Below are 14006 nucleotides of genomic sequence, written 5' to 3'. Positions count from 1 at the left end.
ATTGTTAAGTTTATGGAAACACAAAACAAACCTACCGTTACCGACATTGACCGCCCCATACTCGTCCCGCCCGGCGGGCATAAAAAAGTTTTGCTGCATTCCTGCTGCGCCCCGTGCAGCGGCGAAGTGATGGAGGCTATGCTTGCCTCCGGCATCGACTACACCATTTATTTTTACAATCCCAATATCCATCCGCACAAAGAGTATATGCTCCGAAAAGAGGAAAACGTGCGCTTTGCGGAAAAGTTCGGCATCCCCTTCATCGACAAAGACGACGATTACGAAAACGACCGTAAAGAATGGTTTGCCAAAGCCAAAGGGATGGAATTCGAACCCGAACGCGGCATCCGCTGCACCATGTGTTTCGATATGCGTTTTGAAAAAGCGGCGCAATACGCGCACGAACACGGTTTTCCCGTCTTCACCAGTTCGCTGGGCATTTCACGCTGGAAAAATATGGCGCAAATCAACGACTGCGGCCGCCGTGCCGCCGCGCCTTACGATGATGTGGTGTATTGGGATTTCAACTGGCGCAAAGGCGGCGGCAGCGCGCGCATGATTGAAATCAGCAAACGTGAAAACTTCTACCAGCAGGAATATTGCGGCTGCGCCTATTCCTTGCGCGATTCCAACGCCCACCGCAAATCACAGGGCAGAATCCCCATCAAACTCGGCGTGTTGTATTACGGGGACGAGTCGACACAATACGAACCTGCACCCATTCGGGTGGACAAATAAACACCCGATGCCGTCTGAAGGTTCAGACGGCATCGGGTTCGGCATCGGCACGGGGAAAGGTTTGCCGGTTTGGCAATCGGCAAGCGGAAACCGCATTGACAAGTTTGCCGTTTTGATAAAACACCCCGTTGCCGCGTCGGGAGGGCGGCATTATGAAATCCCTTTCTATTTGGCTGCTCCTGTTGGGCTTGGCGGCAGGCGTTTTCTACCATATCCGAAACCAATCCCTGCCGGCGGGCGAACTTGTCTATCCGTCCGCACCGCAAATCAGGGGGCAGGGCGATGCGTTGCACTACCTCAACCTTATCCGCGCCCAAATCGGTTTGCACGCGCTGGCACACGCGCCGGTTTTGGAAAATTCCGCCCGCAGGCACGCACGCTATCTCACGCTTAATCCCGAAGACGGACACGGAGAATATCATGCCGAAAATCCTCATTATACCGCACAAAAGCTGACCGAACGCACACACCTTGCCGGTTATCTTTACAACGGCGTACATGAAAACATCAGCACGGAAGAGGAAGCCGCCGAATCGTCCGACAGCGATATCCGCACGCAGCAACGCCAAGTGGACGCTTTGATGAGCGCAATCTACCACCGCCTTTCGCTGCTTGACCGGCATACGGATGAGGCAGGAGCGGCATTTGTCAGGGAAAACAGTAAAACCGTTCTCGTATTCAATCAGGGCAACGGCAGCTTCGAGCGCGCCTGTGCCCGGGGAAGGCGGCAGCCGGAAGCAGGACGGAAATATTACCGCAACGCCTGCCATAACGGTGCGGTCGTTTATGCCGACGAAGTTACGCCCGCAACGGAATGGCTTTATACCGCCTATCCGGCCGGCAGCGGCGCACTGCCTTATTTTTACGGGGAGCGTCCCGACCCCGTGCCGGGATATGAAATGACGGGCAATCCTGCCAGCATTGATTTTTCCGAGGCGGCAGGCAAAATCGTGATGAAAGGTTTTAAGCTGTATCGGGGTAAAAACGAAATCCGTCCCGTCAAAATTTTAACCGCCGGCAACGACCCCAACGGCAGGCTGACGGCGTACCAATTCGCGCTTTTCCCGCTCAAACCTTTGGAATACGGCACGCTCTATACGGCAGTATTCGACTATGTCCGCAACGGACGGCGCGCGCAGGCGAAATGGCAGTTTAGAACCCGAAAACCCGATTACCCTTATTTTGAGGTAAACGGCGGCGAGACGCTTGCCGTCAGAAAAGGCGAAAAATATTTCATCCATTGGCGCGGACGCTGGTGTCTGGAAGCATGTACCCGTTATACCTACCGGCAGCGGCCCGGCAGCCGCCTGTCCATAGGCAGGCACGAGGCGGGCGGCATCGTCTTCAGCGTCGGCGGAATGGTGGGCAGCCGCATCACGCTTGCCCCGGAAGACAGCCAGGGACGCGGCGTAACTCTTTATTTACAGGATTGACAGTATGTCGGGCAAAACAGGACAGAACATTGCCGCACAGGCGCAACCGGAACGCGTTATGTTGGTGGGCGTGATGTTGGATCAGGAAGGAGCAGGCAGCAGTGCCGCCCGTTTGGGCGGGTTTCAGACGGCATTGGCGGAAGCCATCGAGCTGGTCAAAGCGGCGGGCGGCGATCCCGTCCTTGTGAAAACCGCCAAACGCGACCGCCCGCACACCGCGCTGTTTGTCGGCACGGGCAAGGCGGCGGAGCTGTCGGAAGCAGTTGCCGCAGACGGCATCGATTTGGTCGTATTCAACCACGAACTCACGCCCACGCAGGAGCGCAATTTGGAAAAAATCCTCCAATGCCGCGTGTTGGACAGGGTAGGGCTGATTTTGGCGATTTTTGCCCGCCGCGCCCGAACACAGGAAGGCAGGCTGCAAGTCGAGTTGGCGCAATTGAGCCATTTGGCGGGACGCTTGATACGCGGTTACGGACACCTGCAAAGCCAGCGCGGCGGCATCGGTATGAAAGGCCCCGGCGAAACCAAACTGGAAACCGACCGCCGATTGATCGCCCATAGGATCAACGCCTTGAAAAAACAGCTTGCCAACCTTAAAAAACAACGCGCGCTCCGCCGCAAACCGCGCGAGTCGGGCGGAATCAAAACTTTCGCATTAGCTGGTTATACCAATGCAGGCAAATCCACGTTGTTCAACCGCCTGACCAAGGCGGGCGCGTATGCCGAAAACCAGTTGTTTGCCACACTCGACACGACGGCGCGGCGGCTTTATATCCATCCGGAATGCAGCATCATCCTGACCGATACCGTGGGCTTTGTCAGCAATCTGCCGCACAAACTGATTTCTGCCTTTTCTGCTACCTTGGAAGAAACCGCGCAAGCCGATGTGCTGCTGCACGTCGTCGATGCCGCCGCCCCTGGTAAAGAACAGCAAATTGAAGATGTAGAAAGCGTCCTCAAGGAAATCAAGGCCGACCGCATCCCGTGTATCAGGGTGTACAACAAAACCGACCTGATGCCGTCTAAAGCCCGGCAGAGCGGCATTAAACGCGACAGCACGGGTAAAATCACCGCCGTTTACCTTTCCGCTGCGGAAAATACCGGCATCGGCGCATTGCGCGAAGCCATTGCCGAGTATTGTGCCGCCGCACCAAATACAGACGAAACCGAAACACTATGAAAAAAACCTGTTTCCACTGCGGACTGGACGTTCCCGAAAACCTGCATCTGACCGTCCGTTACGAAAACGAAGACCGCGAAACCTGCTGCGCCGGCTGTCAGCTGGTGGCGCAAAGCATTATTGACGCGGGCTTGGGCAGTTATTACAAACAACGCACCGCCGACGCGCAAAAAACCGAGCTGCCGCCCCAAGAAATCCTCGACCAAATCCGGCTCTACGATTTGCCCGAAGTCCAATCCGACTTTGTGGAAACCCACGGCGGCACGCGCGAGGCGGTTTTAATGCTGGGCGGCATCACCTGCGCCGCCTGCGTCTGGCTCATCGAGCAACGCCTGCTGCGTACGGACGGCATCGTCCGCATCGATTTGAATTACAGCACGCACCGCTGCCGCGTCGTCTGGGACGACAAAAAAATCCGCCTTTCCGACATTCTGTTGAAAATCCGGCAGACAGGCTACACCGCCGCACCCTATGACGCGCAAAAAATTGAAGCAGCCAACCAAAAAGAACGCAAACAATACATCGTCCGCCTCGCCGTTGCCGGACTGGGGATGATGCAGACGATGATGTTCGCGCTGCCGACCTACCTTTACGGCGGCGACATCGAACCCGATTTTTTGAAAATCCTCCATTGGGGCGGTTTTTTAATGGTGTTGCCCGTCGTATTCTATTGCGCCGTCCCATTTTATCAAGGCGCATTGCGCGACCTGAAAAACCGCCGCGCCGGTATGGACACGCCGATTGCCGCCGCCATCATTATGACCTTTGCCGCCGGCATTTACAGCCTCGCTACCAACGCAGGGCAGGGGATGTATTTTGAATCCATCGCCATGCTGCTGTTTTTCCTGCTGGGCGGACGCTTTATGGAACACATTGCCCGCCGCAAGGCAGGCGATGCCGCCGAAAGGCTGGTGAAACTGATACCCGCCTTCTGCCACCGGATGCCCGGCTATCCTGCCGTACAGGATGTCCGCGAAGCCGCCGTCGTCAAGCTCCAAGCAGGCGATGTAGTGCTGGTCAAACCCGGCGAAACCATCCCCGTTGACGGCACGGTGCTGGAAGGCGCAAGCACGGTTGACGAATCTATGCTGACCGGCGAGAGCCTGCCCGTCTCCAAAATGCCGTCTGAAAAAGTCACCGCCGGCACACTCAACACGCAAAGCCCCCTGATTATACGCACCGACCGTACCGGCGGCGGTACGCGCCTGTCGCACATCGTCCGCCTGCTCGACCGCGCCTTGGCACAAAAACCGCGCACTGCCGAGTTGGCGGAACAATACGCCTCGTCTTTTATATTCGGCGAACTCCTGCTTGCCGTCCCCGTCTTCATCGGCTGGACGCTGTACGCCGACGCGCATACCGCGCTTTGGATTACCGTTGCCCTGCTTGTCATTACCTGTCCGTGCGCCTTATCGCTTGCCACGCCGACCGCGCTGGCAGCTTCTACCGGTACGCTGGCGCGCGAAGGTATTTTAATCGGCGGAAAGCAGGCAATTGAAACCCTCGCCCAAACCACCGACATTATTTTCGACAAAACCGGCACGCTGACCCGGGGCAATCCCGCCGTCAGCGGTATCTCCTTGTTGGGCGGCACGGATAAAGCCTTTGCCCTTGCCGTGGCACAGGCTTTGGAACAACACTCCGAACACCCCCTTGCCCGCGCCATCCTCAACTGCCGTGTTTCAGGCGGCAGCGTTCCCGACATTGCCGTCAAACAACGCCTCAACCGCATCGGGGAAGGCGTGGGCGCGCAACTGACCGTCAACGGCGAAACACAAGTTTGGGCGTTGGGCAGGGCGGATTATGTCGCCGAAATCGCCGGCAAACCTCCGCAAGACGGACAGGCTTCGGAAAGCGGCAGCGCGGTTTACCTCGGCAGTCAAAGCGGTTTCCAAGCCGTGTTCTACCTGACCGACCCCTTGAAAGACAGCGCGGCGGAGGCGGTGCGGCAGTTGGCAGGCAAAAACCTGACCCTGCACATCCTCAGCGGCGACCGCGAGACCGCCGTTGCCGAAACTGCACGCGCCCTAGGTATCGCGCACTACCGTGCCCAAGCAATGCCGGAAGACAAGCTGGAATACGTCAAAGCCTTACAAAAAGAAGGGAAAAAAGTGCTGATGATAGGCGACGGCATCAACGACGCGCCCGTTTTGGCGCAGGCAGACGTATCTGCCGCCGCAGCCGGCGGGACGGATATTGCGAGGGACGGCGCGGACATTGTGTTATTGAACGAAGATTTGCGTACCGTCGCCCACCTGCTCGATCAGGCGCGGCGTACCCGCCATATCATCCGGCAAAACCTGATATGGGCGGGCGCGTACAACATCATCGCCGTACCGCTTGCCGTTTTGGGCTATGTCCAACCGTGGATAGCCGCACTGGGTATGAGCTTCAGTTCGCTGGCGGTTTTGGGCAATGCCTTGCGCCTTCACAAACGGGGGAAAATGCCGTCTGAAAAAATACCGTCCGAACAATGACGGACGGCGTTGCTTCAGATGTATAGTCGATTAAAACAAAAATGAGACGATGAAGGATCGTAAACTTAAAGTATGCATTGTTACCGCTCAAACACGTTGGCGTTTAAAATTTGAGATCGAATTGCTAGGTATTTGATTTTGATTTTATTAAATAAGAGATTATATTAATGTGGAAAAAAATTAAAAAGTGGATTTATGCGATAAATGGAATAATTATGTCAATATGGATTATTTTTTTCCCAAATACCGGCTCTGTGTATGATGGTGGCAGAACAACCATTTTCAATGAAAACCATCCTTTTCATTTTATTTTCTGCATAACATTTCTTATTGGGACAATTTTTCTTATATATCATGCATATAATGATAACTAATTTTTAACATCCTTATTGTTATATCACGATGAAATGACAATAAGGATGTTTTTCTGCTTTGGCTACTGCAGAACACCGTCATCAGTCTCGCGTAGGGGGGAATCCATATGCTTGGTTTTTTTTTATTTTCAAATACTAATGAAACGGATAGGTCTGGATTTCCGTCTGCGTGTGAATGACGGAAATGTGCATTTCTAATTTTTACCCGCTATAAAAAACCCGAATCCTGATTGGCAGGATTCGGGTTTTTTATCGCTGATACCGTTCAGACGGTATTTTCAAGCAGCTTATTGATCCACAAACGCACGCTCAATCAGGTAATCGCCGCGTACGCCTGTTTTCGGAGAGACGGTCAGACCGAAATCGTCTAGAACTTTGCAGGTGTCTTTCAGCATCGCGGGGCTGCCGCACAGCATCGCGCGGTCGTCTTGAGGATTGATTTTGGGCAGGCCGATGTCTTCAAACAATTTGCCGCTTACCATCAGGTCGGTCAGGCGGCCGTGGTGTTCAAATTCTTCGCGGGAAACAATCGGATAGTAAATCAGTTTTTCTTTAACCAAGTCGCCGAGGTATTCGTGTTCGGGCAATTCTTTGGTAAAGCGGTCGTAGTACGCCAAATCTTTTTTATAGCGCACGCCGTGTACGAGGATGATTTTTTCAAATTGCTCGTAAATTTCGGGGTCTTTGGTGATGCTCAAGAAAGGGGCGATGCCGGTACCGGTGCTCAACAGGTAAAGGTGTTTGCCCGGATTCAGGTCGCCGGCAACCAGAGTTCCGGTCGGTTTTTTGCTGATTAACACGTCGTCGCCGACTTTGAGGTGTTGCAGGCGGCTGGTCAGAGGGCCGTCTTGGACTTTAATGCTGAAAAATTCGAGGTGTTCTTCCCAGTTGGCGGAGGCGACGCTGTATGCGCGCATCAGCGGCTTGCCGTCCACCATCAGCCCGACCATAACGAATTGGCCGTTTTCAAAGCGCAACGATTCGTCGCGGGTGCAGGTAAAGGTAAAATATGCGTCTGTCCAGTGGTGTACGGACAATACTTTTTGGGTATTGAATGCTGCCATTTGGGTTTCCTGTCAGTAAAAGAAATGGATAGTGCTTGTTCGGGACGTGCGGCAGAGTGAAAATGTCTGCCCGATTCGGGATAAAGCCAAAATTCTAAACGAAACGGATGGTTGCGACAATGCTTGATGCGCGTTGGTTATATGCCGTCTGAAGGGCTTCAGACGGCATCGCTGGGCGGGCGGCGGCTTACGGCGGCATATCGGCAAGGGAAATCAGGGAAATCGAGGCTGCCAGCCTGAGCGTGTCCCGTCCCCAGCGGGGGTGTACCAGCCTGCGTATCGGGAGGATCGGTTTGACGGTGGCGGCAATCAGCTTTTGTATTTCGGCAGGCTGATCTGACAATACGCCGCCCCATTTTTCCGCAGCCGCTTCCAGCAGTCCGCCGTTTTTCAATATCAGCGCGGTCGAATGGATGTAGCAGAGCCAATCGCGGGCTTGGCATTGCGCGTGGGTCAGGACTTCGGAAGGGTCGTCTTCAAAATCCAAAAAGCTGATGTTTTTTCCGTCCGACATCATATTCCGCGCAAACGCCTGACTGAGGAACTGCTGTTTTTTATGCACGCGTGTAATGGCTTCCAAACCGGCAAGCCAAGCGTCCGCCTTTCCGGCCTCGGCTTCTTGGCGGATTTGCGTATCGAGCGGGATGCCTTCCAAATTGCCGAACATAAGGGCATTTTTCCGGACGGCGAGCAATTCGGGAACGGCTATCCCCGCCGAGCGCAATTCGTACAGGCGTTTCGACTCGGTTGCAATGGCAGGCTCGCCGCCGAGGCTGGGAACCGGCTTCAACACCCCCAGTTTCAAATATCGGGCAACCATACCGAGCAGCGCGTAACGCCACCGCGCATTGTGCCTGCCTGCTTTGCGTACCCATACCTTTGTTCCGTCGGCAAGCAGGTGGGGGGCGATGGCTGCTTCCTGTTTTGCCGCCAATTCGTCCAACAGTATGGAAAAACGGGTTTCCTGCATAGGTAAGGTCATTTTCTTTCAATCTTAAGCTCGGACGGAATGCCGCCCATACGGAACATCAGGCAAGGGTTTGTTCGATGATGCCTTTTACCGCATCCGCACTGTTCGGCACGGTTTGCACGCGCTGCGGCAATTTTTCCAAACCTTCCAGCGCGGCGGGGCGCGGAATGGCGACATCGCCGACGGCTTCGCGTATGGTCGCATCGAATTTCGCAGCCAACGCGGTTTCCAAACAAACCACCGTTTCCCCTTCTTCGCGCACTTCGCGGGCGACTTTTACGCCGTCGGCAGTATGCGGGTCGATGAGTTCTTGGTTTTGCTCGTAAACCTGTTTGATGGTGGCAAGGCGGTCAGCGTGGGTGGATTTGCCGGAAGTAAAGCCGTATTTGCCGCCGACTTTGTCCAAGGCAAACCGCAGGTCAAAGCCTTTGCCTGCAGCTACTTCCGCCCAAAGCGTATTGATTTCCTGAGGATCGCGATCCATCAGGTCGAACACGAAACGCTCGAAGTTGGACGCTTTGGAAATGTCCATCGACGGGCTGGAGGTAACATAAGTATGCGCGCTGTTGCGCGGGCGGTATGCACCGGTTTTGAAAAACTCGTCCAACACATCGTTTTCATTGGTCGCGACAATCAGGCGGCGGATAGGCAAACCCATCTGTTTGGCGATGTGTCCCGCGCAAACGTTGCCGAAGTTGCCGCTCGGCACGCAGAAGCTGACTTGCTCGTCATTGCTTTGTGTCGCTTTGAAATAGCCCGCAAAGTAATAAACCACTTGTGCGACGATGCGTCCCCAGTTGATCGAATTGACCGTACCGATGTGGTATTTTTCCTTGAACGCGGCATCGTTCTGCACCGCCTTCACAATATCCTGACAGTCGTCAAACATCCCCTTCACGGCGATATTGTGGATATTCCCATCTTGCAGGCTGTACATCTGCGCACGTTGGAACGCGCTCATTTTGCCATCGGGCGACAGCATAAATACGTTTACGCCCTTTTTGCCGCGCAAGGCATATTCCGCAGCCGAACCCGTATCACCGCTGGTCGCGCCCAAGATATTGAGTTTTTTGCCTTCTTTGTTTAAAACATATTCAAACGCATTGCCCAAAAATTGCATTGCCATATCTTTGAACGCCAGCGTCGGGCCGTTGGACAAGGCTTGGATTTTGATGCCGTCTGAAAGCGTGCGGACGGGGGTGATTTCCTTAGTACCGAACGCCGCTTCCGTGTAAGTACGGTTCAGAATATCGCGCAAATCGTCCTCCGGAATATCCGTAACGAACAGGCGCATAATTTCAAACGCCAATTCGGGATAAGACAAACCGCGCCATTTGTCCAAGGTTTCGCGCCCGATTTGCGGATAATGTTCCGGCAGCATCAGACCGCCGTCGGGTGCAAGCCCCATCAATAAAACTTCGCTGAACGGTTTGTGTGCGGTTTCGCCGCGCGTGCTGATATATTTCATGATTTTTCTCGTCTGTCGAAATTGCAGGAAAACGGCTTCAGACGGCATCTACCTCATGCCGTCTGAAGAAGGTTAGCGGTACAGGCGTTTGAAGCAGGCGGAAACCGTTTTGGCGGTAACGGCGGTAATTGCCTGATTTCGCGTGGACTGGTTCAGCATCTGCATCACATCGTTGCCGGTCAGCTGGTTGGGTGCTTCTTCGGTAGCGCAGCCGCAAATCTTGTTTTCCCACTCCGCCTGTTTTTCGGCACTCATCGCCAGCGCGGTCAAACGCCATTCGCTGCGTTTGTCCAATTCCGCACGGCATTGGCTCCCGACCGCCATTTTGACGATGCTGCCGCCCATACCCGTGCCGCCGTCTAAGCTGCCGAATGTGTTGCCGCCGCCGACGGCGCAGCCGCCGAGTAAGATTGCCATCGGCAAAATAGACAAGGTGTTATTCATCTTAATTCCTTTTCGGTTGAAACCCCGCCGTTTTATGGCGATAGGATCTGATTAGCCGCCCCGTTCGGGATAACGCGCAGGGCGGCGTTTTATGCGCCGTTCCGAGTGTTGGAGCAAACCGTTTGAATATCCGGTTGAATCCGGCGACATTATACTTCAATCGGGAAAATAAAAAATCCCGCCGCCGTCATTTTGCCTGTTTGCGAAAATGCCGTCTGAAAGCGGTTCAGACGGCATTTCATTGTGGTTTATCCTAGAGACTTGAATGGATTTAACCTATTGTTGCGATAAGGTTTCAATCATTCAGTCAAACTGATGGGAAATAGATAAGCGGATGTTGTACGATCCTTTTTTCCCGCCGGAAAACTCTTTTTCCGCATCGGCAAAGACATTCGTTTTTTTGCCTGTCCGCGCATTGTAGCCCAATCCGGCGGAATACCAAGTCCCCCTCGTATTCCATTTTTGAGCATAATTGCTGTTGCCTTCAAATGCCTTAAAGGAACGGCTGCCCAAAAATTCATGAAGGATATTGCCTTTGATATAGAAAAGTTTTTTGCCTTCGTCAAATTTTCTCACGACATCCAAACCCAAACGGCCTATCAGGCTGTTTACGTGGCTTAAGTTGACATTTATACCATTGTCGAGCCGGTAGCCCGCACCTCTCAAATAGGAATATTGCAACTGTACTTGCGGTGTAATCCGCCACAATTTATCGTCATCCAAAAATTTACGGCGGCCGTATTCGGTACTGATAGAGAATAGGGTGTTGCTATATTTTCCCTCGCCCCATAATTGCCCCATATGATTTCGTGCAATCACACGGTTACGCAGTTTTCCTATTTTTAATACATTGTCGATATACCCTGTTTCGTCTCCTTCTTTATCTATGTATTGGGTAGTATTGTACAGAGCCAATTCATATTTCCTGATTTTGCCCTTGCCAAACGTATTCCATAATGATGTCCTGCCGTGGCCGTAGTCGAAACTTATGCCCCATTTACGTTTTTTCTCCTGCTCGTTGAGGCTGAAGCGGTCATATCCGATTTCAAAATCGTTGTTATGAAACCTAAACGCATTGGATTGAATCAAACGGGTATGCGTCAGCCTTATCCAATCGCCTTCTTTTTTATCCAACGTTGAAAAAGCCCGCTCCCCTTCGCGTTTGGTATAAGTATCCAAAGTGAACGCATAATGTGCGGTTGAGTCGAACATATCATTGATATTTTTGACATTTCGACCGGGATTGCCCGTAGTTTGTTTGACTAAATAGACATTTTTTCTATGCTCGCTACCATACATCGCATCCACATCTGTGTTACCTGCTTTTTCAGCAGTCATTGTTTCACCATTAAATCTGCGATTGTAATCTTCGTTATTGCTTGGGTCAGTTTTATGGTCAGAATATTCAACCGTTAAAGCCTGCTCTAAAAGATGTGTATCATCAATATATTTCTTACCGTTCACAAATTCATTTTTTGAGTCTGTTACCGTAGCGAAACGCAAACGTTCGCCGTAATTCATACTGTCGAGCACTTCGGACAGATTTTTGACGACGACTTCTTGCGGAGTAGACGTTCCTTTTTTCACATAGAGCATATCGCTGTGAATGCCGTCTTTATTCAGATGCATCAAGAATTTATTGGCACCCGCCAATTCGCCGATATGTAAGGCGCGTCCGCTCGTTTTGCTGTTGCTGTCAAAATCAACCGTACCTTCGCCACTCAATTTATCCAGCCAACTTTGACCTGTCATCGTCCATAATGCGTCTTTGGCTAAATTAAGGTTAATTGTGCCTGCGTTTTTGCTGTCTAGTTCATTAACATATTTTTTAAATAAATCTTTATGTTTGGAATCGGTTAAGCCGCTAAAATTATCCAAACGTCCTGCTAAACGGCTGTTTGGTGTGAAGTCTAATTCCACTTTACCCTTATTTACCGCCAAGACATCGCCAGTCAAACGCATAACATTATCATCTGAATTATCTAACGGCGTAATGGAAACACTGCCGCCATCCGATACAGTTGCCCCATCAATACTGCTGTTGCCTTTGTACCTTAAATTAATCAGGCTGTCATTCTCGGCAATATTTGCCACGTTTACCACGGTGGAATGAATCGTTATCCGTCCGTCTATGCTTACTTCACTTTTGTCTAATGACCAAATGGCGGGATGACCCGCACGAATTGTATTGCTCGCGCCGGTTAAGGCTATTTTTGCACTATTGCTAGCATGAATTCCTAAGCTTTTTGAACTAATCTGGTTTGTACGGCTTGCCCGAATGTTTTGACTTCCACCTTTTCCCACTAAGGCAACCGCGTCGCTTTCAATAATATTATCCTTCCCATCTACATTTATTGAACCTCCGGCTTCAGAATACAGCCCAACTTGGGTGCTTTTTACCTCATTTTTATCTTTTGAAGACAAATTGACCGTACTTGTTGCACCGTAGGCATACACGCCAAATTCCGCATCTGATAATGTGTTTTTATTTTCGGCAGTCAAATCCACCTTTGCCTTGTTGTAGGCAAAAACATTATATTTCGGGTTTGAAATCGCATTATTTTTACCCTCGAGGACGATTGAGGAGTCGCTTGAACGCAAACCGCTTATTCCGCCTTGTACGATATTATCGTTCTTCGCAGACAATTCGACTTTTGCCTTATTCCGAGAATAAATGCTGTTATGGTCAAATCCCCCATTTAATGCTTTAGACTTTTCACTGATTTCACTCTTAACGATATTATTCTCGCCAACCAGTTTGACCAGCGATTTGTCGCCATAGGAAAAGATGCCGTTGGAACCTCGTTTGCTTTGATAAGATGGTGTCTCCGTTAATACTTTGGATTTGTTTACATAATCCGCATCCGCATCGCCGGATTTCATGGTAACAATATTATCGCCGCCGGCTTCCAGTATGATTTTGTTTCCGTCATCCCTTGTTCCGGGCCTTGCCCCCGTTCTGTTAATCAGAGTCGAAATACCGTCGCTGCTGTATGCGGCATTTTCCACGGTAATTTTATTGTTTTCTTTCGCCTTGAGGGTAATCGTGGCATTTCCGTGAGCGGTAATCCCTTCTTGGTTCATCGGATTGCCTCCTACTTCAACGATATTGTTTGCCGCATCCAAAACCACATCGCTGTCAGTCGTGGATTGAACCCCTATCCTGTATAGTTCTTTCGAAGCATTGGGGTATTGTTTTTTCAAAGCATCGATTAAAGCCGTACCGGTATCCGGATTTTTAACCCGGACAATATTATCCCCTTCGGCTTCGAGCGTCGCTTTTGCAGAATGCGACGCGATAATGCCTTTTACGGAGGCGTGGTTTTTTACATTTAAATCAACTTCATTATTTCCCTTGACCGCTTTGAGCTTGATGGTGCTGATGCCGTCAAGGGAAGGTTCGGTAGTATTGTTTGGTTGATTATTGACGAAAATGCCCGTCGTGTGTCCGGAATAGGGGGATTTTGAATCGAGACCTTCTACCCCCAATCCCAAGCCGTCGCCCTCAGTGGTGATGGATATTTTATTGTTATTCCCCGTTAATACGGTATTGGATTTAAAAGCCGTTTCAATACCCCTTAAAAAACTTGTACTCTCAACATTTCCTGTCGGCATAGTGTCGGCAAGTTCCCCTTTAATCGCAATCACATTATCGCCGTCTTCGGCAGTCAGATGAACATCGGTATTGCGGAGGTTGTGAATACCGTAATGGCGTGTGTCTTTATGAACGTTAACGTTCATATTGAACAAATTACCTGTTTTTGAATGAAAGGATATGCTGCCTTTGTCATTTTTTTCATCGGGGGGGGTGATAGTGTTGACATACCGCACTAAGGCACTATTGTTTGTCGGTAT

The 14006-nt window shown here is 51.3% G+C and carries 10 protein-coding genes; 4 read left to right on the top strand and 6 right to left on the bottom strand.

From position 1 onward, the window contains the following. The first annotated feature begins 12 nt into the window (after nucleotides 1-12). Nucleotides 13-738: an epoxyqueuosine reductase QueH gene (locus FGL10_RS03265; protein ID WP_002222552.1), complete on the top strand. Its 726-nt coding sequence runs from the start codon at nucleotides 13-15 to the stop codon at nucleotides 736-738. A 22-nt stretch (nucleotides 739-760) separates the two neighbouring features. On the opposite strand, the gene FGL10_RS12755 is transcribed toward FGL10_RS03265, so the two are convergent. Continuing rightward, nucleotides 761-889, bottom strand: a complete 129-nt coding sequence (locus FGL10_RS12755) for a hypothetical protein (protein WP_258551580.1) — start codon at nucleotides 887-889, stop codon at nucleotides 761-763. Nucleotide 890: 1 nt separating this feature from the next. Here FGL10_RS12755 and FGL10_RS03260 point away from each other — a divergent pair, with 1 nt between their 5' ends. Genes FGL10_RS03260 through FGL10_RS03250 form a run of 3 tightly spaced genes read left to right on the top strand, consistent with a single transcriptional unit; the run spans nucleotide 891 to nucleotide 5831 of the window. Continuing rightward, entirely contained in the window at nucleotides 891-2171 is a 1281-nt protein-coding gene (locus tag FGL10_RS03260) for a CAP domain-containing protein (RefSeq protein WP_003708491.1), read from the top strand. A gap of 4 nt (nucleotides 2172-2175) precedes the next feature. Beyond that, complete coding sequence (gene hflX, locus FGL10_RS03255; protein ID WP_036475071.1) at nucleotides 2176-3354, top strand: GTPase HflX; 1179 nt, start codon at nucleotides 2176-2178, stop codon at nucleotides 3352-3354. Then, a complete protein-coding gene (locus FGL10_RS03250; RefSeq protein WP_036475069.1) occupies nucleotides 3351-5831 on the top strand; it encodes a heavy metal translocating P-type ATPase in 2481 nt (826 codons plus the stop codon). The genes hflX and FGL10_RS03250 overlap by 4 nt, the downstream gene beginning before the upstream one ends. Nucleotides 5832-6492: 661 nt before the next feature. Here the strand turns inward: FGL10_RS03250 and FGL10_RS03240 are convergent. The 5 genes from FGL10_RS03240 to FGL10_RS03220 all read right to left on the bottom strand — a co-directional run bounded on the left by FGL10_RS03240 (nucleotide 6493) and on the right by FGL10_RS03220 (nucleotide 13235). Beyond that, nucleotides 6493-7269 (bottom strand): ferredoxin--NADP reductase, encoded by a 777-nt coding sequence (locus FGL10_RS03240; RefSeq protein WP_002213456.1) that lies wholly within the window; start codon nucleotides 7267-7269, stop codon nucleotides 6493-6495. 187 nt (nucleotides 7270-7456) lie between these two features. Further along, nucleotides 7457-8251 carry a BUD32 family EKC/KEOPS complex subunit gene (locus FGL10_RS03235; RefSeq protein WP_138251420.1) on the bottom strand — a complete coding sequence of 265 codons (795 nt, stop codon included), beginning with the start codon at nucleotides 8249-8251 and terminating at the stop codon, nucleotides 7457-7459. A gap of 46 nt (nucleotides 8252-8297) precedes the next feature. Continuing rightward, the gene (gene thrC, locus FGL10_RS03230) at nucleotides 8298-9707 is read right to left on the bottom strand and encodes a threonine synthase (protein ID WP_036470031.1); all 1410 of its coding nucleotides are present in this window, start codon (nucleotides 9705-9707) and stop codon (nucleotides 8298-8300) included. Nucleotides 9708-9779: 72 nt separating this feature from the next. Further along, on the bottom strand, nucleotides 9780-10151 hold the full coding sequence (locus tag FGL10_RS03225; protein ID WP_003710052.1) for a hypothetical protein: 372 nt from the start codon (nucleotides 10149-10151) through the stop codon (nucleotides 9780-9782). A gap of 303 nt (nucleotides 10152-10454) precedes the next feature. Further along, nucleotides 10455-13235 carry an autotransporter outer membrane beta-barrel domain-containing protein gene (locus FGL10_RS03220; RefSeq protein ID WP_138251473.1) on the bottom strand — a complete coding sequence of 927 codons (2781 nt, stop codon included), beginning with the start codon at nucleotides 13233-13235 and terminating at the stop codon, nucleotides 10455-10457. Nucleotides 13236-14006: the final 771 nt, after the last annotated feature.

The organism is Neisseria lactamica (assembly GCF_901482445.1).
Taxonomy (GTDB): domain Bacteria; phylum Pseudomonadota; class Gammaproteobacteria; order Burkholderiales; family Neisseriaceae; genus Neisseria; species Neisseria lactamica.
Note: the sequence above shows the minus strand (reverse complement) of the source record. Positions and strands in the feature narration are given on the sequence as shown.

What these genes read in the sequence shown, in the direction of transcription:
- thrC (WP_036470031.1), bottom strand. Translation starts at nt 9,707, where the DNA reads ATGAAATATATCAGCACGCGCGGCGAAACCGCACACAAACCGTTCAGC.
- FGL10_RS03220 (WP_138251473.1), bottom strand. Translation starts at nt 13,235, where the DNA reads ATGAACCAAGAAGGGATTACCGCTCACGGAAATGCCACGATTACCCTC.
- FGL10_RS03265 (WP_002222552.1), top strand. Translation starts at nt 13, where the DNA reads ATGGAAACACAAAACAAACCTACCGTTACCGACATTGACCGCCCCATA.
- FGL10_RS03225 (WP_003710052.1), bottom strand. Translation starts at nt 10,151, where the DNA reads ATGAATAACACCTTGTCTATTTTGCCGATGGCAATCTTACTCGGCGGC.
- hflX (WP_036475071.1), top strand. Translation starts at nt 2,176, where the DNA reads ATGTCGGGCAAAACAGGACAGAACATTGCCGCACAGGCGCAACCGGAA.
- FGL10_RS03235 (WP_138251420.1), bottom strand. Translation starts at nt 8,251, where the DNA reads ATGACCTTACCTATGCAGGAAACCCGTTTTTCCATACTGTTGGACGAA.
- FGL10_RS03260 (WP_003708491.1), top strand. Translation starts at nt 891, where the DNA reads ATGAAATCCCTTTCTATTTGGCTGCTCCTGTTGGGCTTGGCGGCAGGC.
- FGL10_RS12755 (WP_258551580.1), bottom strand. Translation starts at nt 889, where the DNA reads ATGCCGCCCTCCCGACGCGGCAACGGGGTGTTTTATCAAAACGGCAAA.
- FGL10_RS03250 (WP_036475069.1), top strand. Translation starts at nt 3,351, where the DNA reads ATGAAAAAAACCTGTTTCCACTGCGGACTGGACGTTCCCGAAAACCTG.
- FGL10_RS03240 (WP_002213456.1), bottom strand. Translation starts at nt 7,269, where the DNA reads ATGGCAGCATTCAATACCCAAAAAGTATTGTCCGTACACCACTGGACA.